Origin of the sequence: Mycobacterium gordonae (assembly GCF_001417955.2) — a bacterium.
GTDB lineage: Bacteria > Actinomycetota > Actinomycetes > Mycobacteriales > Mycobacteriaceae > Mycobacterium > Mycobacterium gordonae_B.
Genome location: NZ_LKTM01000035.1, coordinates 17,676 through 39,523, shown reverse-complemented (window position 1 = coordinate 39,523; position 21,848 = coordinate 17,676). Strand labels below are relative to the sequence as shown.

General features: G+C 67.1%; 15 protein-coding genes. 5 read left to right on the top strand and 10 right to left on the bottom strand.

What is annotated here, in order from left to right; all coding sequences use genetic code 11:
- Positions 1-67: 67 nt before the first annotated feature.
- The 4 genes from AO501_RS06120 to AO501_RS06105 form a co-directional block, all read right to left on the bottom strand.
- Positions 68-1,318, bottom strand: a complete 1,251-nt coding sequence (locus tag AO501_RS06120) for an aminodeoxychorismate synthase component I (RefSeq protein WP_055576870.1) — start codon at positions 1,316-1,318, stop codon at positions 68-70.
- Between the two features lie 44 nt (positions 1,319-1,362).
- On the bottom strand, positions 1,363-2,268 hold the full coding sequence (locus tag AO501_RS06115; RefSeq protein ID WP_055576869.1) for an RNA polymerase sigma-70 factor: 906 nt from the start codon (positions 2,266-2,268) through the stop codon (positions 1,363-1,365).
- Complete coding sequence (locus tag AO501_RS06110) at positions 2,265-3,461, bottom strand: NAD(P)/FAD-dependent oxidoreductase (protein WP_055576868.1); 1,197 nt, start codon at positions 3,459-3,461, stop codon at positions 2,265-2,267. The genes AO501_RS06115 and AO501_RS06110 overlap by 4 nt, the downstream gene beginning before the upstream one ends.
- A 104-nt stretch (positions 3,462-3,565) precedes the next feature.
- Entirely contained in the window at positions 3,566-4,360 is a 795-nt protein-coding gene (locus AO501_RS06105) for an FkbM family methyltransferase (RefSeq protein ID WP_055576867.1), read from the bottom strand.
- A 262-nt stretch (positions 4,361-4,622) separates the two neighbouring features.
- Here AO501_RS06105 and AO501_RS06100 point away from each other — a divergent pair, with 262 nt between their 5' ends.
- The 5 genes from AO501_RS06100 to AO501_RS34500 all read left to right on the top strand — a co-directional run bounded on the left by AO501_RS06100 (position 4,623) and on the right by AO501_RS34500 (position 13,259).
- The gene (locus tag AO501_RS06100; RefSeq protein WP_055576925.1) at positions 4,623-6,485 is read left to right on the top strand and encodes a putative bifunctional diguanylate cyclase/phosphodiesterase; all 1,863 of its coding nucleotides are present in this window, start codon (positions 4,623-4,625) and stop codon (positions 6,483-6,485) included.
- A gap of 138 nt (positions 6,486-6,623) precedes the next feature.
- Positions 6,624-8,192 (top strand): hypothetical protein, encoded by a 1,569-nt coding sequence (locus AO501_RS06095; protein ID WP_371934998.1) that lies wholly within the window; start codon positions 6,624-6,626, stop codon positions 8,190-8,192.
- A gap of 137 nt (positions 8,193-8,329) precedes the next feature.
- Positions 8,330-9,832, top strand: a complete 1,503-nt coding sequence (locus AO501_RS06090; RefSeq protein ID WP_055576865.1) for a polysaccharide biosynthesis tyrosine autokinase — start codon at positions 8,330-8,332, stop codon at positions 9,830-9,832.
- A gap of 32 nt (positions 9,833-9,864) precedes the next feature.
- Positions 9,865-11,310: an O-antigen ligase family protein gene (locus AO501_RS06085; RefSeq protein ID WP_231752357.1), complete on the top strand. Its 1,446-nt coding sequence runs from the start codon at positions 9,865-9,867 to the stop codon at positions 11,308-11,310.
- Positions 11,307-13,259 carry an FkbM family methyltransferase gene (locus AO501_RS34500; RefSeq protein ID WP_063892816.1) on the top strand — a complete coding sequence of 651 codons (1,953 nt, stop codon included), beginning with the start codon at positions 11,307-11,309 and terminating at the stop codon, positions 13,257-13,259. Before AO501_RS06085 ends, AO501_RS34500 begins: the two co-directional genes overlap by 4 nt.
- 161 nt (positions 13,260-13,420) lie before the next feature.
- On the opposite strand, the gene AO501_RS06075 is transcribed toward AO501_RS34500, so the two are convergent.
- Genes AO501_RS06075 through AO501_RS06050 form a run of 6 tightly spaced genes read right to left on the bottom strand, consistent with a single transcriptional unit; the run spans position 13,421 to position 21,845 of the window.
- Positions 13,421-14,488 carry a glycosyltransferase family 4 protein gene (locus AO501_RS06075; protein ID WP_197419777.1) on the bottom strand — a complete coding sequence of 356 codons (1,068 nt, stop codon included), beginning with the start codon at positions 14,486-14,488 and terminating at the stop codon, positions 13,421-13,423.
- 11 nt (positions 14,489-14,499) lie between these two features.
- On the bottom strand, positions 14,500-15,603 hold the full coding sequence (locus tag AO501_RS06070; protein ID WP_055576862.1) for a class I SAM-dependent methyltransferase: 1,104 nt from the start codon (positions 15,601-15,603) through the stop codon (positions 14,500-14,502).
- Positions 15,600-16,853 (bottom strand): class I SAM-dependent methyltransferase, encoded by a 1,254-nt coding sequence (locus AO501_RS06065; RefSeq protein ID WP_055576924.1) that lies wholly within the window; start codon positions 16,851-16,853, stop codon positions 15,600-15,602. Before AO501_RS06065 ends, AO501_RS06070 begins: the two co-directional genes overlap by 4 nt.
- A 53-nt stretch (positions 16,854-16,906) precedes the next feature.
- Positions 16,907-18,865: a glycosyltransferase gene (locus tag AO501_RS06060; RefSeq protein WP_082658424.1), complete on the bottom strand. Its 1,959-nt coding sequence runs from the start codon at positions 18,863-18,865 to the stop codon at positions 16,907-16,909.
- The gene (locus AO501_RS06055) at positions 18,862-20,343 is read right to left on the bottom strand and encodes a flippase (RefSeq protein WP_055576861.1); all 1,482 of its coding nucleotides are present in this window, start codon (positions 20,341-20,343) and stop codon (positions 18,862-18,864) included. Before AO501_RS06055 ends, AO501_RS06060 begins: the two co-directional genes overlap by 4 nt.
- A 2-nt stretch (positions 20,344-20,345) precedes the next feature.
- Entirely contained in the window at positions 20,346-21,845 is a 1,500-nt protein-coding gene (locus tag AO501_RS06050; RefSeq protein WP_055576860.1) for a sugar transferase, read from the bottom strand.
- Positions 21,846-21,848 lie beyond the last annotated feature (3 nt).

The window sequence follows — 21,848 nt, the reverse complement described above, 5'->3', positions numbered from 1 at the left end:
CCGGCGGCTCATGTGGCCGATCGGGAAAATTCACAACCGTAAACTCAGCCGTTGTGAATTTGCTGAGCTAACTCACCCGACTCGCCGACACGGACGTGGGCAGCCCGACCACCGGGGCCGCCTTGTGCAGACACTCGGCCCATTCGGCATCCGGGTCGGAGTCGGCCGTGATGCCGCCGCCCACCCCGAGCACGGCATTGCCGGTTGCGTCGAACTCGACGGTGCGGATCGCGACGTTCAGCTCACATCCGGCCACTGGAGAGGCCATTCCGACTGTGCCGCAATATATCCCCCGGCGATTCCGTTCCCACTGCGAAATAAGCTGACGCGCACGCAGTTTGGGTGTCCCGGTGACCGAAGCGGGGGGAAAGGTGGCATCCAGCAGCTGCGACATCGGCAGCTCGGCCGGCACCTGCGCCGAGACCGTCGACACCAGGTGCCACACCCCCGGGGCGCGCCGGACCACCAGCAGTTCCGGTACCCGCACGGTGCCGGTAATTGCAACTCGCCCAAGGTCATTGCGCACCAGATCGACGATCATGATGTTCTCGGCGACCTCTTTGGGCGACGCCCGCAGCGCCGACGGCCAGGCATCCAGCGGCAGTGTTCCCTTGATCGGGCTGGATGTCACCACATCGTCGCGGCGGCGCAGGAAGAGTTCCGGAGACAGCGACGCCACCGCGCCCCAGGGCCCCGCGACGTACGCCGCTCGGGCCGGGGAGGTTCGGGCCACGCCCTCGATGAAGAAATCCAGCGAAGAGCCGTTGACGGTCCCGGTGAACCTGGTGCAGACACAAGCCTGGTAGACCTCCCCGGCTGCGATCGCCTCCAGGCAGGCCAGCACACCATCGCGGTGTGCTGAGCGGTCTCCGGTCTCCCATTCGATCTGGCACATTGGTGCCGTTCTGGGGGTCAGGGTCAAGGCATCGGCCAACCAGGCCGGCATCTGGGCGCCGGACAGGCTCTCATACCACCACTGTCCGTCCCGGTCGCGCCGCAGGACGCAGTCGGTCCAGCCGCCGGCGGCCTCGGGAATCCGGTGTGGCAGGCCGTCTGCTCCGGCATCGGGGTAGGACAGGTAGCCGATCCAGCCGCCGCCGACCGCGCCCCCGTCGGAGACCGCCGCACGGGGAGCGCAGAACACGTCGCCCACCGCGACCTGTTGTACCGGCACGCTGGGCGCGACGACGGCCAGCGCGCCGAACCACTCACCGGTCAGCGCGGCCGGCGGGGGGAGGCCGAGCCGGCTGGTGGCGCGGCCGACGGCGCGCAGCACCTGCGGCGCGCCGCCCAGATCGCCGAGCCGGTCGATTCGCACCGCCCTAGCTTGTCAGAACGGGGGATTCCCGCACGAGCCGAAGGTCAGCCGCGGCTGATCTGCCGGGCGTTGCCCAGCGCGACCAACTTGTCCGGATTGCGCATCGCGTAGAAGTTGGTGATCTTGCCGTCCACGATCTCGACCGTGATCACCCCCTCCATGCGCCCGGCGAGGTAGAGCACCACGGCCGGCGCGCTGTTGCAGGTCACCGTCTCGACACGCAACTGCGCGTGCGTCTTGCGGAGCAGGCCGACGATGGCCTTGGCAACCTTCTCGGCGCCCACCACCGGCTTGCGCGCCGCGCTGACCTTGCCGCCCCCGTCGGCCATCCATACCGCATCCGGGGCCAGCATGCCGACCAGCGCAGTGACGTCGCCGTTGGCGGCGGTAGCCAGGAACTGAGCGGTGATCTCCGCGTTGCGCTTGATGTCGACCGAGCCGAACCGCTTACGCCGCGCGTGCACGTGTTCGCGCGCCCGGTGGGCGACCTGGCGGACTGTCGCCGCCGGTTTGCCGACGGCCTCGGCGATCTCGGCGTAGTCGAATCCGAAGACCTCGCGCAGCACGAACACCGCCCGCTCGTCCGGGGTCAGCGTCTCGAGCAGGATCAACATGGCCATGGACACCGACTCGGCCAGCACCACATCGGCGGAGGCGTCCTGGTCTTCGAGGAGCAGCGGTTCGGGCAGCCAGGGACCGACGTACTCCTCGCGGCGGCGCGCCTGGGCCCGCAGTGCGTTGAGTGCCTGCCGGGTGACCAGCCGGGCCAGGTAGGACTTGGTGTCCCGCACGGTCGACAGGTCGACGTCGGCCCAGCGCAGGTAGCTGTCCTGCAACACGTCGTCGGCCTCGGTCGCCGAGCCCAGGATTTCGTAGGCGATGGTGAACAGCAGCGGGCGCAGCAGGGTGAAGCGTTCCGCGTGCCCGCCACTGTCCGATCCGTTGCTCACCGCAGCGCGGCCTGCTGCTCGGCGGGCAACTGCGCGGGCCGGTTACCGCCTTTGAGCCAGCGGTACCAGCCGGGCTTGGCGGCTTCCTTGCGCAGGCCCCACACCGTGCCCTTGCAGACCAGTTCCTTGATCGCCGCCGCCGTGCGTCCGCCGATGTACAGGTTGACCGGGGTGTCGTCGGTGCGGGCCAGCTGGATGGTGCCGAAGCTGCGGCCCACGCTGATGCACTGCCCGGTGAACGCCTGGTTGAGCAAGGCTGGAGCCGTGCCGGCGATGCGGGACAGCACCGTGTTGGCGGCTTGGGCGGCCAGCGGAATGGCCGCCTGGCAGCTCATCCGCAACGGCTGGTTGGAGGGCGCCGCGGCGTCACCGGCGGCGACGATGCGCTCGTCGCTGATGCTGGTCAGCGTCTCGTCGGTGAGCAGCCGACCGAGCGAGTCGGTGCGCAGCCCGCTGCGCGCGGCCAGGTCCGGGACGCCGAATCCCGCGGTCCACACCGTCACGGCGCTGGGCAGCACGGTGCCGTCACCGAGCACCACTGAATCCCAGCGCACCTCGGTGACCGTGGCGGATTCGAGCACGTTCACGCCGAGTTTGCGCAACTGCCTGGCCACCGAACGCCGGCCGGGGCCGCTCAGTGACGGGCCCAGGACGCCGCCGCAGACCAGGGTCACCTCGCGGCCCTGCTCACCGAACTCGCCCGCGGCCTCGATGCCGGTCAAGCCGGCGCCGACCACCACGACGGGAGCGTCGGCGCGCAGATCCGCAAGCGCGTAGCGCAGCTTCTGCGCGCCTTCCAGCTCGGACAGCACGTGCGCGTACTCGGATGCGCCGGGCACCGCGACCGGAGCGGCGCCGGTGCTGCCGATCGCATAGATCAGGTAGTCGTAGTCCAGCGCGGCGCCCGAGGCCAGCAGCACCCGCCGGGCGGCGGCGTCAATGTGGTCGGCGGTGTCGACGACCAGCCGGACACCGTTGCCCAGCAGCGTGCCGTAGTCGGCGGTGGCGGTGGCAGTGCCGGCGGCCAGTTGGTGCAGGCGGATCCGCTCGACGAATTGCGGGCGGGGGTTGACCAGAGTGATGTCGACATCGGTACGCAGCCGAAGATGGTTGGCCGCCATCGTCCCGGCGTACCCGCCGCCTAGCACGACGACGTGCGCTTTCCGGTGGGTTGAGTTCGTCTGTTCAGACATCGTTGTCTCCTTCTCGGTGTCGGTTACAACCCTTCAGACACCGTCGGCCGGCCGTCCGTGACAGAGGGGCGGCAAATGTGAGCTGTCTCACGGTGACTGGGCCGTCAGGCGTCCGCCGGCTCGAAGACGAAGTTGTTGACGTACACGCCGCGCGGCGCCCAATCGTCCTCGGCGCCGCCGATATTGTCCGGGTTCTGGTGAGCGGCGGCGTCGAACTCCTCGATCGGCCGGCGCTGGTCGTCGAGCCAGAAGTAGCCACGGAATCCCAGCCCGCTCAGCAGGGCGGTGATGTCGGCGACCGCGTTGACGTGATGGCGTTCCTCGGCCTCCACCACAACGGTCGGCCGGTTGCGCCGCAGCGTGTTCACGGCGCCGCGAAGAACGGCCAGCTCATGACCCTCAACGTCGATCTTGACCAGGCCGACGTTGTCCAGCCGCAGGTCGTCGAGGCGCTTCACCGGGACCTCGATGGTCGCGACCGGACCACCGACCGCGGTGTCGAGGACGTTCTCGTGATCGATCGTGCTGCGGCCCGGGTCGGATTCCACCACCCGCATCGCCGTCATGCCCGGCTGGTCGGAGAGCGCGACCGCTTCGATGCGCACGGGCGCCCCGACGGCAGTGAACATCAAGGCCAGGTCGCGGGCCTGGGCGGGACGCGGCTCGAACGCGATCACAGACCTCGACGAGGGCAGCATCCCGATCGCGAATTCGCCGACGTCGGCGCCGATATCCAGCGACACCCGCTCGGGGTCACACAGCGAGGCCACCAGCGCCACATCCGGACGTGACTCCCCAAGACGCTGCAGGATCTTGAACTTGCGCTTCCAGAACATGTGTGGCGCGACGGTCTTGGCCGCCGGCGCGAGCAACCGTTTGGCTGACCGTGCGACAGACATCAGCCGACCCTAGCCGAAAAACGCGGTGTGACCCGAAGCGACCATGCAGGTCAGCTGGTTTTCAGGCGGGGGTGCAAAGGGCTTGCGTGCTAGTCTCTGGTAACCAGGAATCCATCCGTGACCTGCGCCGTCCGGGTATTCGGCCACTTCGATGCGCATCGTCGGGCATCGAAAACGGCGATTGCGAATACGGTCCGCCGACCGGGTGGGTCACCCATAATTGACGCAGTCGTTGAACACGTGCACAACATCGGAGGTCTCGTTGCCGCGCAGCTTGGACCTCGTCGTCACCTCCGTGGCCACCCAGCTCATGGAGGCGACCGCGTCTACCGCGACGCAGGTGAGCGAACGGGTTCTTGCGCAACTGGTGGAGCAGTTCGACGTCGACGCCAGCTTCCTACGGCACCACGACCACGACATCCGCGCCTCGGTCCTGGTGGCCGAATGGCCTCCGCGCGCTGACGTGCCGGATCCCGACCCGCAGGCCGTCGTGCACTTCACCAGCGCCGACCCGGTGCTCGCCCAGTGCGAGCACGGCCGCAAGCCCGTGGTGATCCGGCCGGATCAGAGCAATCGGTCGTTGCGCTGGGTGGGCGGCGCCAAGCAGACGGCGTCGCCGTCCGTAGCGGCCGCGCCGCTGGTGTCCGGGGAGATGACCACCGGTGTGCTGGGCGTCGTCAAGTTCGGCGCGCGCAAATGGAAACAGGAAGAGATCAACACCCTCGAGGCGGTCGCGGCGCTGTTCGCGCAGTTGCAGGCCCGGATCGCCGCCGAGGAAAAGCTCCGGTACCTGGCCGAACACGACGACCTCACGGGTCTGTACAACCGACGGGCGCTGGTCGCGCACCTGTCCGACCGGCTGGCGGCCGGCAATCCCGGCCCCGTCGCGGTGCTCTACATGGACCTCGACCGGCTCAAGTCCATCAACGACTACCTCGGCCACACCGCGGGCGACTGGTTCATCCGCGTCTTCGCCCAGCGCCTGCGGGTGTGCGCCGGCAGTCAGAGCATGATCGCCCGCCTGGGTGGTGACGAGTTCGTCGTCATCCCGGATCAGACGATGTCGAGCGCGGCGGCCGAGTCGTTCGCGCGTCGGCTGGGCACAATGCTGCGCGAACGCCTGGCGATCGGCGGTCATCAGATCACCCGCACGGTCAGCATCGGGCTGGCGGTCGGCATGCCGGGCCGGGACAACAGCACCGACCTGTTGCGCCGCGCCGACGAAGCGGTGCTGACGGCCAAGCGGGCCGGTGGAAATCAGGTGGCACTGTCCACCGACGACATGTCGCTCAAAAGCGCGTTCCGCAACGACATCGAGCTGCATCTGCAGGGCGACATCGACAGCGAAGCGCTGCTGCTGCACTACCTGCCCGAGGTCGATTTGTGGACCGGGGCGATCGTGGCCGCCGAGGCGCTGGTCCGGTGGCGGCACCCGATCTGGGGCCTGCTGCTGCCGGACTCGTTCATCGGGGTCGCCGAGTCGACCAACCTCGCCGGCGAGCTGGGCCGTTGGGTGATGCGCAGCGCATGCGCGGAGTTCAGCCGCTGGCGGTCCAACGGCGTGGGGCAGAGTGCGGTGCTGCGGATCAACGTCTCGCCCGTCCAGCTGATCACCCGCGGGTTCGTCCGCAGCGTCGCCGACACCATCGAGGAGTTCGGGATCGACGGCGGCTCGGTCTGCCTCGAGATCACCGAGCGCGCGGTGGTGCACGACATCGAAGCCACCCGCAAGACGCTCTCAGAGCTCAAAGAAGTCGGGGTGCAGATCGCCATCGACGACTTCGGCACCGGTTATGCGGTGCTGTCGCACCTGAAGTCACTTCCGGTCGACATGCTCAAGATCGACACCGGGTTCGTTCGCGACCTGGGCACCAACGCCGGTGACCTGGCGATCGTGCGCGCCATCATCGGTCTGGCCGAGGCATTCGGCCTGCAACTGGTGGCCGAGGGGGTTGAGACCCCGGCCGCCGCACTGACTTTGATGCAACATGGGTGTCACCGGGCGCAGGGATTCTTGTTGTCCCGCCCCGTTCCGGGCAACGCCATGGAGGCGTTGCTGGCCGCTCGCTGGATGCCGATGCCGTTCCTCGCCGACCGTGAGGCGCTGACGCTCGGCGCGATCTAGCTCACGCAGAGATTGGTTCGAACAATTAGGAAAATCACACTTGTCGCTGTCGCCTGCGTAACTGTCCTTGTCGCCGGCACGGCGCTGCTGATCAACGCCTGTAGCCGTCCGCACACCGACCCCGGCCCGCTGGCCGCGATGGTGAGTCCGGCGATCCCGCCTGCCGCGCAGGAGATTTCCAATCCGCTGCGCGGGCAGTACGAAGACCTGCTCGAGCCGCTCTTCCCGCAGGGTGAGCCGGCCCAGCAGCGCTATCCGGCCTGGCCGGCGTCCTACGACGCCAGCCTGCGGGTCACCTGGCGGCAGTTGCAGCCAACCGATCCGGCCACGCTCCCCCCGGACGCACCCGATGACCGCAGGTTCGACTTCAGCGTCATCGACGACGCGCTGAACAAGCTCGCCGAGCGCCGGATGCGGCTGACGCTGCGGGTGCAGTCGTACAACTCATGCTGCAACGCCAGCTACCCGGACAACACGAACATCGAGATCCCGGATTGGGAGCGGGCCAAGGCCGGCACCAGCACCAGCTATCCCGCTACCGGGAACGGTCCGGTGCAGGTGGTGCCGAACTTCAACGACCCGACCTATCTTGGTGACTTCGGGCAGCTGCTGGCCGCGCTCGGCCGCCGCTATGACAACGACGAGCGGCTCAGTGTCTTCGAGTTCTCCGGTTACGGAGACTTCAGCGAGAATCACGTCGCCTATCTGCGTGACTCGCTGAACGCACCGGGCCCGAGCCCCGACCAGAGTGAGGCTGCGCTGGGCTATTACAGCCAGTTCCGCGACCAGAACATCACCAAGGCGTCGATCCAGCGGCTGGTCGCCGCCAACGTCAACGCCTTTCCGCACACACAGTTGGTGGCCACTCCGAACAATCCCGAGATCATGCGCGAACTGCTGGCCGACGACGTCACCAGGAAGCTCGCCGCCCCGGTCGGCATCCGTTCGGACTGCCTTGGCGTCTACGCGCCGCTGCCGGTCTGGGCCGAGTCCGGGCACTATGTCCAGACCTCCGACCCGCTGGTCGGCGCCCTGAAGGATCGCCTGGGCAAGGCGCCGGTGATCACCGAGTGGTGTCAGCTGCCCGACGGGACCACGCCGCAGGCCTACTACGACAAGGGACTGCACGACGTGATCCGGTATCACGTCTCGATGACGTCGAGCGTCAACTTCCCCGACCAGGACGCGACCTCACCGATGGACCCCAAGCTGTACGTGCTGTGGGCACAGGCCAATGCCGTCGCCGGCTACCGCTACTCGGTCGAGGCCCGGTCGGGGTCGCAATCGGTGCAGGACCAGGTGGCGTCCATTTCGGTCTCCTGGACCAACTACGGCGCCGCGGCGGCCACCGAGAAGTGGGTGCCGGGCTACCGGCTGGTCGACTTCGCCGGGCAGACGGTTCGGACGCTGCCTGCCACCATCGACCTGAAGGGCCTGGTCCCGGATTCGTCCGGCGACCGCAGCATCGACCAACCGCCGCCCGCGTCGGCCACCGAGAGCGTCCACATCGACTTGAAGGGTCTGGCGCCGGGGCACTACACGCTGCGTGCCGCGGTCGAGTGGCAACAGCACAAGCCGAACGGCTCGCACGCGGTGAACTACCCGCCGATGCAGTTGGCCCGGGACGGCCGTGACGACTCCGGGTTCTATCCGATCGCCACGCTGGACGTGCCCCGGGACGTGCTGGCGGGCAGCCCGAAGACGTGACGCGGGCCGACCGGCCATACCGATAGACTGGTCACAGTTTGTTTACCGTACCAAAAGTAGGTAAATTACTAACCGGGGGACAAATTGTGCTCCTCGCTCGGTGAGGTGATCGCGCGGTAGCGCCAGAGAGGCATTAGATGGATTTCCGAACGTTCGTCCGGACCCTCCTGCTGCACTGGAAGCTCTTCCTGGGCGCCGTCCTGGCGTGCCTGGCCGGCGCGGCAGCGATCACGGCGTTCCAGACTAAGAGCTACGAATCGTCGGCGACGGTGCTGATCTCGTTCTCCGGTGAAACCGACCTCATGCAGGTCTACCAGGGGACTCAGGCGGCCCAGGAGCGGCTGTCGTCGTATGCGGCGATAGCCGGCGGCCACGCGGTGGCTGAAAAGGCCGTCACCCAGTTCCACCTGCCGGTCAACGCCGACCAGCTGGCCAGCCAGACCAAGGTGGCGTTCACGCCGAAGACCACGTTGTTCACCATCACGGTCACCGACACCGATCCACAGCGCGCGGCGACCCTGGCGAAGGCGGTGGCCGACGAGTTCACCCTGATGGTCGGCTCACTCGGAGGCACCCCGAAGCCGACGGGCGCACCTGCCACCACCACGCCGGCGACCACGCCCGTGTCGGCAGCTCCGGTCGCGGACGGCGAACAGCCCATCACCCAACCCAGCGAGACACCGGTAGCGACGTCGACACCATCGGACCCGGCCCAGACGCCCGCTTCCACCACCCAACTGCCGGTGGCCAGGGCGACCGTCGTGGAGCAACCCGGGGCACCCGATAAGCCGGTCAAGCCGGTGCCGGTGCGCAACATGGCGATGGGTCTGGTGGCCGGGCTGCTGCTCGGCACCGGTGTGGCGCTGACCCGGGAGGCCGCCGACCGAACGGTGCGCGACCGCGCGAAGGCGGAAAGTTTGTCGGGCCTGCCGACGCTGGCCGAGTTGCCCGGGCACCGCGGCAACGCACCGCGATTCGGCACCGACATCTCGTTCGACGACGCCGTGCGCGGCTTACGTGCCCGGCTGTTGCGGGCGATGGGGCCGGGAGCCAACCGGGTGCTGTTGACGGCGCCGTTCGGTGGTGAAGGCACGACGACGACCGCGATCAACCTGTCCCGGGCCTTCGCCGAATTGGGTGAGGACGTCCTGCTGATCGAGGGGGACACCCGCCGTCCGGTGATCGCCGGACTGCTGAAAGTCGAATCGGGAGAGGGCCTGTCGAACGCCCTGTCCAATCCGGAGATCGCCACCGAAGCCACCAAACCGACCTCGATCCCCAAGCTGTTCGTTCTTGCGGCCCGGTCGATCCGCAAAGAGACCCTGCCGACCAGCGCCTACCTTCCCGAAGTGCTGGACAAGGTACTTCAGGACGTGGCAAAGACTTTCGAGCGCACCGTCGTCGACGGACCGCCGATGCTGGCCAGTGCCGACTCCGGTCTGCTCGGTGGCGCCGTCGACGCCACGGTGCTGGTGATCCGGGCCGGACGCACCACCGAGGACGAGCTCGCGGATGCCTTGACCGCGTTGCGTGCCGCCGGGGCCAACGTGGTGGGGACCGTGCTGACCGACGCCCGGATAGCCCGGCACACCAGGGCTGCCACGAAGACGTATCGCGCCAAGATCAGTGGACCGGCGTGATCCGCTATCTGCGGAGTCGTCATCGCCTGGCGATGGCCGCAATCATGTTGGCGCTCTTCCTGTTCGGGTGCTTCGTTTACGGCGCGCTGTCCGTCCGCAACACCACCCAGGGCATCCTGCTGGTCGGTCTGACGTTCTTCCTGATCGTCTACTGGGCCAAGCCGGAACTCATGATCGGGCTGGCGCTGTTTCTGGGGTGTGCCGCGCTGCCGCAGGGACTGCACGTGGGCAAAGTGATCGGTCCCGTGTCGATTTACGCCTCCCATGTGGTGCTGGTGCTGGCGATCTGCTTCGTGCTGCCGGTGGTGCGGTTGCGCATGTCCGATTATCTGCTGCCGGGGATGTTCGGACTCTTCGTGATTTACTTTGCCGCGGTTGGCTTCTCGATGGGACACAGCACCGCGATCGTGGTGCGGGAAACGACGTTTCTGTTGGAGATGCTCGCCGGTTTCGTGCTCGCGCTCGTGGTGGTGTACGGCGACTACCTGATGTTGTCGATGCACGCCATAGCGTTCACGCTGTGGTTCTCGGCCGGGATGGCCGTCCTGGGTTCCTCCGGTGGCATTCGGCTGGCCGGCCGCACCGAGAGCTTGCAGATGGACACCGGAGACGATGCGAACCGGATCATCACGTCCGCCCTGATTCCGGCCATCGCCGTGCTGACCGCGTTGGTCGCCGCGCAGATCCTCGGGCGGGTGAAGCCGGCCACCTACCTGCTGCTGGGTCCGCCCGCCCTGGTGGTGGCGGTGCTGGCGTTCACCCGCAACACCCTGATCTCGATCGGGGTGGCGGCCGTCGTTGCGTTCTTCGCAAGCATGGGCTGGTCGTCGGTGCGGCGGGCGGCCCGGCTGGCGGTGACCGCTGCGGGCATTCTGGCGGTGACGATCCCGGGTGCGCTCTTTCTGCTCGGCGACTCGTCGGCCGGGGTGTGGCTGGCCAATCAGATCACCGGGTTCAGTCACCGGGTGCTCGGTAGGTCATCCGGTGCGGCGCTCACGCAGGATCCGTCCACGCTGGCCAGATTCGAGGAAGACCGCCACCTCAACGAAGCGATCGCTCAGGCACCGCTGTTCGGGCATGGGCTCGGCTACGCCTACCAGTTGCCCTTCGGCGGTGACGATCCCAACGAGTTCACCCAGTCGCTGGGCACCACCTACGCGCACAACTTCTACCTGTGGTGGCTGGCGAAGTCCGGCGCCGTGGGGATGGCCGGTTTCGCGGTATTCGCGCTGACGCCACTGGTGCGCGCGCTGCGCAGCGCGTCGGTGCCGGCCAAGATCAGTGCGGCCGTCAGCACCGGTCTGATGGTGATGTGCATCATCGACCCGCTTCCGGAGGAACCGACCAACGCGATGACGCTAGGCATCACGCTGGGCGGGGCGATGGCATTCGCGATGCGGGGACGGCGCGCTGAGGAGAGCGTCGACATCTTGGAACCTGTCCCGGCCGAACCGGTGCTTGCCGGGGAGTCCCGGTGACGCGGGTGCTGGTGGTGGGTCCAGCGCCCGCGCAGGCGGCCAGCCGCGGCGGCATGGCCACCGTGATCACCTTGATGGCCGCCCACCCCGACGCCTGCGTCATCACGGTGCCGACGTATATCGAAGGGCCGCTGTGGTTTCGGCTCTGGGTCGGTGCGACGGGGATGTTGCGGGCCGCCTGGCTGGTGGCACTGAGGCGGGTCGACGTGCTGCACGTGCACCTGGCGCACGGGGGCAGTGTGGTGCGCAAGGCGCTGCCACTGGCCGCAGCGCGCCGGGCGAACGTCCCGACCGTGGTGCACGCGCACAGCTACGACTTCGCCGGCTGGTTCGACGGACTGCGCCCGACCGTGCAGCGACTGGTTCGGCGGGTGCTGGTGGCCGATCAGTGGCTGGTGCTCGGCCGCCGTCATGTCGAGGAATACGCCGGCAGACTGCGGGTGCCCGTCGAGCGGATCTCGGTGCTGAACAATGCGGTTCCCATTCCGCCGGTTGCGGTTGAGCACGCGAATGTCGATCGGGTGCATGCGGTTTCGCTGGGCCGGTTGGGAGTGCGCAAGGGCAGCTACGACCTGATCGAAGCTGTCGGGGCGCTGGATGACGACATGCGGGCCCGGCTGCGGATGACGCTGGCGGGCGACGGCGAGGTGGACGAGGTGCGTGCGGCGGTCGCCGCGGCCGGTCTGGGCGGCACCATTGATGTTGTGGGTTGGCTGGATCCGGCCGCGCGCGACGAATTACTCAGAGATGCACACATTTTCGTGCTGCCAAGCCACGACGAGGGCCTGCCGATGGCGTTGCTGGAAGCCATGGCGTACGGTCTTGCGCCGGTGACGACGCTGGTGGGAAGCATCGACGAGGCGATCACCGACCGGGTGACCGGGTTGGTGGTAGCGCCGGGCCGTCCCGAGCAGATCACCGATGCGCTGCACCAACTGCTCAAAGACTCCGAACTGCGAGCCAGTCTGGGCGCAGCCGCCCGAGTCCGAGCCCGCGACTTCGGGCTGGACTGCTGGTATCAGCGGTTGACACAGCTGTGGACCGCCCTGATCACAGAGGAAGGTAGTACCGGAATGTCGGTGAAAGATGTTCTGCGCCAGAGCGAAGCGGCCAACTGGGCGGCCAGGTATGTGACGGTACGCAACGTAGGCCGGCTGCTGGGCCGACCCGCGATGACGACGGCGGCCGAGGCGCTTTGGCGCCGGCGGCGGACGCAGGATCTGGCAATGTTGGTGGCGGATCACTTCGCTCCCGGCGGTGCGACCGTCGTCGACGTGGGTGCGAGCTGGGGCCTGTTCACCTACCATCTGGCCCGCCGAGTCGGAAAGTCCGGACGGCTCTACAGCTTTGAGCCGCACCCCGCCAACGCCCCGATGCTGCGCAAGCTCACTGACAGTTTTGCGCACGTGCACTTCAGCCAGGCGGCGGTTTCCGACGAGCCCGGAACCGCGCAACTGCTGGTGCCGGAGCACCGCCGGCGGCAGGTGACCGCGCAGGGCAGTCTGGCCCACGGGTTCGACGGGCAGAAGGTGGACGTCCGGCGGATTGAGGTTCCGCTGGTGCGCCTCGACGACGTGCTCCGACCCGGCATCGACGTCGACTTTGTGAAGATCGACGTGGAAGGCCATGAGATGTCGGTGCTGCGCGGCGGCAGCGAGATGTTCCGGCGTTGCCGCCCAGCGATTTTGATCGAGATCGAGCAGCGCCATCTTTCGGTGCCGATCAGTGACGTGTTCGGTGAGATCGAGGGACTGGGTTATCACTTGTTCTATGTCACCGAGTCGGCGTTGCGGCCGATCGCCGAGTTCGATGTGCAGCGTGATCAGATCGCCTATTTGAATCCGGGGGAGAATTCGGAAGAGTTTCACCCCTTCGCCATGCCGCAGGGTTACGTGCACGATTTCGTGGCGGTCCGGTCACCGGAGTTGGTGGCGGGCTTCCGCGAGTGAGCCGCTTGGCGCGGTGCAGCGGGCGTTGAACTCAGTTGTCATTGGCCCGCAATAGAATTGGGGCGTGGGTCGCAGCACACTTGAGGACTGGACCGAGGCGTTTGGGTGCGCTTCGCACCCAAACACCTAGACTTCGGACGGCCCCGCACCAACTGCATGCATCACCCGGAGAAACATCTGGAAACCGGCGACGACGACGGATAGCTGCCGCTGATCACGTCCAGTAGCCGCTGCGCCGCGTGGTCGACGGCGAACCGCTGCTCATAGTGCCGCGCCGCAACGGCGCCGAGGCGGGCCGCCGCGGCCGGATCGGCGAGCTCGTCGAAAGTGGCTGCCAGACCGGCAACGTCGTCGACCCCGACCAAATGGCATTCCGGCGGTTGGTATTCGGGCAAGCCGCCCCGATCGGAGACGATGGGCATCACGCCCAGCTGCATCGACAGGACCTGCACTCCACTCTGCGACGCGCGCCGGTAATGGGCCACCGAACCCTTGGCCGCGGCCAGCGTGCCGAGCACGTCGGCGTAGCGGTAACGACCGGGTCGCCATTCGGTGTGAGCAGGCAATCGTGCAGGGTCAATCGACCCGTCGCCGATCAGCACCAGTTTGTCCCCACGCCAGCATTTTCCACCGATATGCTGCTGCCAGGCCCGCAGCACCACATCCAGGTTCTTGTAGGGATTCAGCCGGCCGATCATGACGAAATCACGGCGATGCTGCGGGGCCACCGGCTCAGTGACGAGAGCCGGATTCAGGTCGCTGGTGAGCGGCAGCACGTGCACCGGCGTGCCCGCCACGTCGCGTCGGGTGGTGACCCGTGCCGCAACGTAATTGCTGTAGGTGACAGTGGCCGCCGAGCGGGCGCCCCAACGGTCGAACACCGCGAGTTCATAGGACGGCCGCTGCTCGGCGGGATCGTGCGGACGGTCGTCATGTATCAGCTGAATGCGTGGGGCCCGCCCAGCCAGCGCGATCCATCGGGGATCACGGACCAGTTCGGTCACCACCACGTCCGGGCGGTACTGGCGAATGCGTTGCCACGCCGCGAAACTGGGACGCCATGTTGCCGCGGTGCGGAATCGCGGATCCAGGACGAGTTCGTACTCGCGAGCGGCACCGGACTCCGGGTGCTGGTCGGAAGTCACCAGCAGCACATCGGCACCGTGTCGACGCAGCGCCTCCACCTGCACGCGCGCCAGCGGCCGCAGCCACGGCGAAAGCCACAGAATCCGAGGCTGCATCACGCTTGACCCTCGGCGACCGATGTGCCGTGGTCCACCCACCAGCGTCCGTCCAACTGCGGGTACGTGCGCCGTACTTCGTCGTAGAGGTACGGCAACGTCAGCAATACCCGATCGGGATCTGCGGCGATGAGCTGCTCGGGGGAGATGATCTCGATGTCTGTTCCCGGCACCCGGCGTCCATGCTTGTCGGGCGAGGCGTCGGCGATTCCCTTGATGAGCCGCTGGTCTATGCCCGCGACGCTGAACAACCCCGGCACCCGCGACCCGGCGCAGTACGCGTATACCGAAATCTGTTGATCGGCCTGTGCTTCCAGCCACTGACGCAGCTGTTCAACGTGAACGTCGACCGCCTTCTGCATTCTCCGAAGTACGTAGGGTTTCGTCACTCCGAACTGCCGCTCAAGCTTCAAGATCTCGTCCGCGCGCTCGTCCCGCGCGACCCGGCCGTGCACCGCCGCGGCCAGATATGTTCCCCCGAGCAGGTCAAATTCCCATACGGTGGCGATGCTCATCCCCACCGATCCGAGCAGATTCGTCAGCGCGGTCAGCGAGTGATAGCCGAAGTGGCTATGCCGCAACAGGTTCCACTGTCCCTGGCTGACCATCGCCATCAGTGACGGGATCTGCACCAGCAGAACTCCGTCTAGCGCGGTGGCCTTGGCCCGGAGTTCGAACGCGGCACGCTGATCCGGATCATGCATGAGCCCGAACGTGTCGAGGACCACGTCGGCGATCTCGGCCTCGCGATAGCCGCGGTCGGTGAACATCGGCAGCCAGGTTCCGCCGTGCGGACTGCCGAACTCACGAACCGTACTGCCGCGCAGCCAGCCACCTGCTGCGACCCGTTGCACCGCGTCCGCCGCCTGGTCCAGCATCGCCTGCGGCTCGACGCTCTGCTGCTCTTCGGCGGCTTGGAAGGCGTCGTCTCCGGCCAGTTGGGCAAGGCCGCAGCAGCCGCACAGGTCCATTGCGAGTGCGTGCATCGTCTCCGCCGGGGTCAGGGGTTCTGAGCGCAGTGGAAACTGTTCGGCCGCAGGCGCTTTGCCCAGATCGAGAACCCGGGTCAGGTCAGTGTCGCCGCAGCCCCGGCAGCGGCTCACCCGGCCGCGGCACTGCGCGAATGCACGTTCGTCGCCAGGTGCAGATTCGGGAGCGGGTAGACGATCTGTCCGCCCCACTCGGTGACATAGCTGAGTTGCTCGGTGAGTTCGGTTTCCAGGTTCCAGGGGAGCACGAGCACAACATCCGGGCGGTCCTTGGCGATCATCTGCGGATCGTGAATCGGAATCCGGGTGCCGGGGGTGAAGTGACCGTGCTTGTACGGATTTCGGTCGACGGTGTACTCCAGCAGGTCGGTACGGATTCCGCAGTAGTTCAGCAAGGTGTTGCCCTTGCCCGGAGCACCGTAACCGACGACGCGCTTCCCCTCGGCGCGGCACTGCAGCAGGAACCGCAGCAGGTCGTGGCGGATCTCCTCGGTGCGGTGACGCAATTGCAGGTATCCCTCGGGGCGGTGTAGTCCCGCAGCCTCTTCGATGCGCAGGATCTTGTTGACGCGCTCGGTGGGTGGTCCGGCAACTTCGATCGGCCGGGCCCACACGCGGATGGACCCGCCATGGGTGGGCAGCAGTTCGACGTCGACCACGGCCAGTCCGGCGCTGGCGAGCGCGTTCTGCGCCGAAAACACCGTGTAGTACTGGAAGTGCTCGTGATAGATCGTGTCGAACTGGCCCAGGCACACCAGGTTCAGCGCATGGTGCACCTCGATGCTCAGCCACCCGTCGTCGGCGAGCAGCCCGCGCAGCGATTGGGTGAAGCCACGCAGGTCGGGGATATGCGCGTACACGTTGTTGGCCACCACCAGGTTCGCCGAACCGTGTTGGGCGCGGACCCGGCGGGCCAGCGCCGGATTGAGGAACTCGGACACGGTGGGCACGCCACGTTTGGTGGCGGCCGCCCCGACGTTGAGCGAGGGCTCGATGCCCAAGCAGGGGATGCCCCGGGCGACAGCGTGCTGCAGCAGATACCCGTCGTTGCTGGCGACCTCGACCATGAACGAATCGGGTCCCAGCCCGAGGCGCTTGACGGCCTGATCGACAAAGGTCTCGGCATGCTGGACCCAGCTGTCGGAATACGAGGAGTAGTAGGCGTATTCGGTGAAGGTTTCCTCGGGTGTGATCAGCGCGGGAATCTGCAGCAGCAGGCAGTCTTCGCACAGGCGCAGGTGCAGCGGGTAGGTGGGTTCGGGCAGGTCCAATTCCTCCGGGGAGAGGATCTTTTCACACGGCGGCGTCGCACCCAGGTCCAGCACGCTGAGCATGCGCTGCGAGTCGCACAGGCGGCACTTCATGTAATTCTCGTTTCGTCGGGTCTGTTCGGGTTTCACGGGCAGCACGGTGAGGCTCACATCACCGCGCCGATCGCATCGAGGTAGGCATCGGTCATCGCTTCCACGGTGTAATGCGTTTGTAGCCGCTCGAAGCCGCGCCATCCGACCTCCGGCAGCGCATCGAGGTCGGTGAGAATTTCGGCCAGTTGGTTGCGCCACGCGGATACCGACACGGGCTCGACGACGAAGCCGGCCTTGCCGAAGTCCAGCATCTCCGGGACCGCGCAGATGCCCGATGCTGCCACCGGCACCCCGCGTGCCATGGCTTCGAGGATCACCATAGGGAATGCCTCGGAACGGCTTGGCACGCAGAGCAGGTCGGCATCGGCCAGCGCCGGGCCGGGCCCGGGTGACCATCCGCGCCATTGGATGCGCCCGCGCAACGACTCCGGCGTGCGGGCTTCGAGGGTCTCCCGGTCGGGTCCGTCGCCGAAAATCGAGAGCCGCCAGGGCAGCTCGGTCAGGCCGCTCAGTGCGTCGATCAGCAGGTGAGGGTTCTTGTGCTCGACGATGCGGGACAGCATCACCAGGTGCGGCGGTTCACCGGCGGCGCGGACCCGTTCGGTGGGCTCGCCGGAGACGGCTACACCGTTGGGCGCCACGAAGTACCGTCCCCTGACCTTGTGGTGCGGGGTGAGCATGTCCCAATGACGTCGGGCGAGAACGATGAAGCCGTCGGCGCGATTCATCGCGGCGGTCAGCGGCCGGGAATAGATCGGCCGGTCGGACTCCGGCGGCACGTGTGGGGCCACCAGCCAGCGCCGGTTACGCGAGGCAGCCTTCCAGAGCGTCGCGAACCCGGTCTCAGTGTTGGTGTCTCCACTGATCAACACCGACGGGCCGTCCGGAAGATCGACCATGGGCGCCCACCAGGGCTGCCGTACTACCCGGATGCTGTGCGGGATCTCCTTGAGCAGCGGACCGAACCGTTGCATGCAGACGACCGTCACGGGGTAGCCGCGGCGATCCAATTCCGTTGCCAGTAGCGCTTTCTGTCGCTCCGCACCACCGTAGACGAGGCGGTTGGTGGTGACGACGATGGAGGGCTTATCGGTGCGACGGGCATCGATGGCGCGTTTGCGGGCACCCCGTTTGGACCGTTGGACCCGGTCCAGCAACGAGGTGGCGGCCAGGAACGCGTCCCCATGGTGAACACTGTCCTGGCGTTCCAGTAACAGTGCGATGTTGGAACGCAACAAGTCCCGGTTGCGGAAGCGTTCCACGGTGGAAACCTCGGCGCCGTGTGTGAAGACCGATTCGCGGGCGGTGGTGCCGGCCGCCGGGTTGCCGTGCTCGGCGTTCAGCTCGTCGGCCAGCAGGATGCGCCAGCCGGCGGCGGTGGCCCGCTCCTGCCAGTCGGTCTCTTCGCCGTAGAGGAAGAATTCCTCGTCGAAGCCGCCGATCTCGTTCCAGGCGTCGCGGTTGATCGCCAGGCAGATGCCGGCCATGTACCCGTCGATACTCTCCGACTCGGTGGGCTGCTCGCGATAGAGATGGGAGAACCGGGTGCCGCGCAGCCGGTCGGAATAGCCTGCGGCCGCCACCACCGACCGGGTCAGGGTTCGGTGCTTGGTGGCGATGTCCCACAGCCGCGGGCCCGGCGCCCCGGGGTCTTGGATCAGCGGCGACACGGCGGCGACGCCGGGTTGGCGGAACAACTCGAGGGTCCGGGTCAGCGGCCCGGTCAACCGTGTATCAGCGTTCAGCAGCAGGAAATCGGTGTCGTCGGGAGTGTGCTCAGCCAGTGCGTTGAAGGCCGCCCCGAAGCCGAGATTCACCGGACCGAGCACCCAGTGCACATCGGGATGGCGCGCGGCCAGTTCCTCGCGGCCCGGGTACTGATCACCGCTGTTCTCGTAGACGTAGACCGGCAACTGCGGCGCGTGTTCGGCGACGCTGGCCAGGCACTGCTCCAACAGTTCGTGACTCTTGTAGGTCACGATCAGCACCGACAGGGGCCGTTCGGTTCTCATGCGGTCACCTTTTTCCGGAAGAGCGAGGTCAGTGTGGACCAGTTGACGGGACCGGCCACGACGTTGACGGCCAGGTAAGTGGCCGCGGCCGCGGCCAGTGTGAACACCACGTTCTGGTCCGAAAGCAGCAGCGCCACAATGGCGCTGGCCGACGTCGGAATCAGGAGGCGGATCAGGAAAGTTATGGGTGTGCGGTATCCGCAGTGACTGCCCAGCCGCCAGCTGGCGAACGTCAACCCGATCAGTTCCGTGCACACCAGCGCGATGCCGGCGCCGACCGCGCCGAATCGACCGTCCAGCAACAGGTTCAGCGCCACGTTGGCGGCCAGGGCGCCCACGGACAGCCGGAAGAAGAACCGCTGTTCGTGGCAGGCGAACAGACCCTGCCCGAGAGTTCCCGTGACGAAGCGCAACGAGGCGGCGATGAGCAGCAAGGCCAGGGTGGGTGCGCCGCGCGTCACGAACTCGGCGTCGCCGAACAGTTTGATCAGCGGGCCGGCCAGCAAGGTGCCGACGACGGCGACCGGGAAGGCCAGGAAGCTCATCAATTCGACGCTGCGGCGCAGGAACGCGACGTAAGCGCCGACGTCGCGCGAATACAGTCCGGTGGCCGTGGACAGGGTGGACTTCTGGAAGAAGATGGACAGCGCCTCGGTGTTGAAGGCGATGGTGTACGCCAGCCCGTAGACGCCGACCTCGGCATGGCTGTTGAGCAGGGACAGGATCACCCCGTCGGCGCGCCAGTACAGGATGCCGACCAGCGCGACGCCCATCAGCGGCAGGCTTTCGCGCAGCAGGTCGATGGACTCGCGGGTGGAGAACACCGGCCGCAGCGACACGTGCCGTGCCGCCGCCGTGCCTTGAATCGCCAACTGCACCAACGGCGGTATGAGTTGTGCCACCGCGAACCAGATGATGTTCGCGTGTGTCGCCACCAGCCAGCTGACCATCGCCAGCGTGCCGATCCGGCCTGCGACGTCGGAGACGGCGACCGCGGCGAAACGCACGGTCGACAAGAAGACGGGCTCGAACCGGGTCCGCACCGTGAGCAGCAGCAGCTGCCCGGACAACACCACCAGCATCACTCGCACGTCGGCGTCGCGATAGATCAGCCACCCGGTGACTGCCGCCATCACCGCCAGCGGGACGCAATACATCAGGGACAGGCCGCTATTGACCCGAACGAGCCGCTCCAGCGCGCCGCGGCCCGCGGTGACCCGCCGCACGATCACGGTGTTGATACCGAGATCTGTTGCTGCGGTCCACATCCCGATGAATGCGACCGCCACCATCAGCTGCCCGTAGCGGCCGGGGCCCAGGTAGCGCGCGGTCATCGACACCGATACCACCGAGGCCAGCATGCCCAGCACCCGGCAGACGAGCTGGACCGAGAACGCGTGCGCGATCCGCGACGGCGGCACCTCAGGCGCCGCCGCCGACTTGTGCGCCGGCGGCTCGATCACAATGTCGCTCCTCATGTCTAGTAGGCCCCGTCGCTGGCCAGCACGGCCCGCAGTGTGCGGGCGATGATCACCAGATCGCCTGCCATCGACCAGTTGTCGACGTAGGAAAGGTCGAGCCGGACCGAGTCCTCCCAAGACAGGTCGGATCGGCCACTCACCTGCCAGAGACCGGTGACACCCGGCTTGACCAGCAGCCGGCGCTTGACCTCACCGTCGTAGTTCTCCACCTCGCGGCGCAGCGGCGGCCGCGGACCGACAACGCTCATGTCCTGCTTGAGCACGTTGATGAATTGCGGCAGCTCATCAATACTGAAGCGGCGCAGTACCTTTCCGACTGATGTCACGCGCGGGTCCTGGTGGATCTTGAAGAGCACCCCGCCGGCACCCTGGTTCAGGGGCAGCAGTCGCTCCAGTTGTTTGTCCGCGCCGTCGACCATGGTGCGGAACTTCAGCATCGTGAAAGGCCTGCCGTCCAGGCCGATGCGTTCCGCACGATAGAAGACAGGTCCCTTGCTGCTCAACTTGATCGAGACGGCGGCCACGACCAGCAGCGGCGACGTCACCATCAGCGCCGCCAGCGCGAAACAGAAGTCGAAGGCGCGTTTCTGCAGGCGCTGAGTGCCCTCGTACTGCGGCTTGTCGACGTGCAGCAGGGGGTATCCGGCGATCGGCCGCATGGTCAGCCGGGCACCGGCCACGTCCATCACGCCGGGTGACACGACCAGGTCGACGTCCATCGTCTCCAGCCGCCACATCAGATCGCGGATGCCGTGGACCCCGAAATGTTCGGTGCGGGTCACCGCGACGGTGTCGGCGCCGCACAGCCCGATCGCGGATACCGCGCTGGATTCGTCGCCCAGGATCGGAATCTCGCGGCCCTGTACCCGGAGCGTCTCGTCGCGTTGCGGACCGTACCCCGGGATGCACACGCCCACAACGACATAACCCTCCTTCGGGTTGCGGATCAATTCGTGGGCGAGGTGGGTGACTCCGGAGCGGTCGCCGATCGCCAGCACCATGGTCTGGTACTGGCCGCGGGCGCGCATGCGCCACACGTACTTCCGCCACATGTTGCGGCTGGCCAGCAGGCCCAGGGTGCCGGCCGGGAGGGCGACCGCCAGGTAGCCGCGGGCCAAATCGATCTTGGCCAGCAACGTGACCATCGCGATGATGCCGAACACCGAGAACGACGCGCTCGCCAGCCGCCGGTATTCGTCGATGCCGGCGCCGATGATCCGGGGGGACCGGGTGTGGAACACCGAGATCGAGGTCAGCCACAGCAACGCGAACAGGCAGGAGAACAGCGTCATCACCGGACCCGGGTAGCCCGACATGTTCGGCGAGTCGCCGAACCGGACGAACTGCGCGAGCACGATTGCCGCGCAGACGATGACCGAGTCGGTGACACGCAGCCGCGCCGAATACTGTTGCTGCCAGCGCGGAACGGTGCTGACGCGCTGCGCTGGCACCGCGACCAGGCGTGAGCGCCCGGTTTTCGCATGCAGGGTGGCCGTCATGCT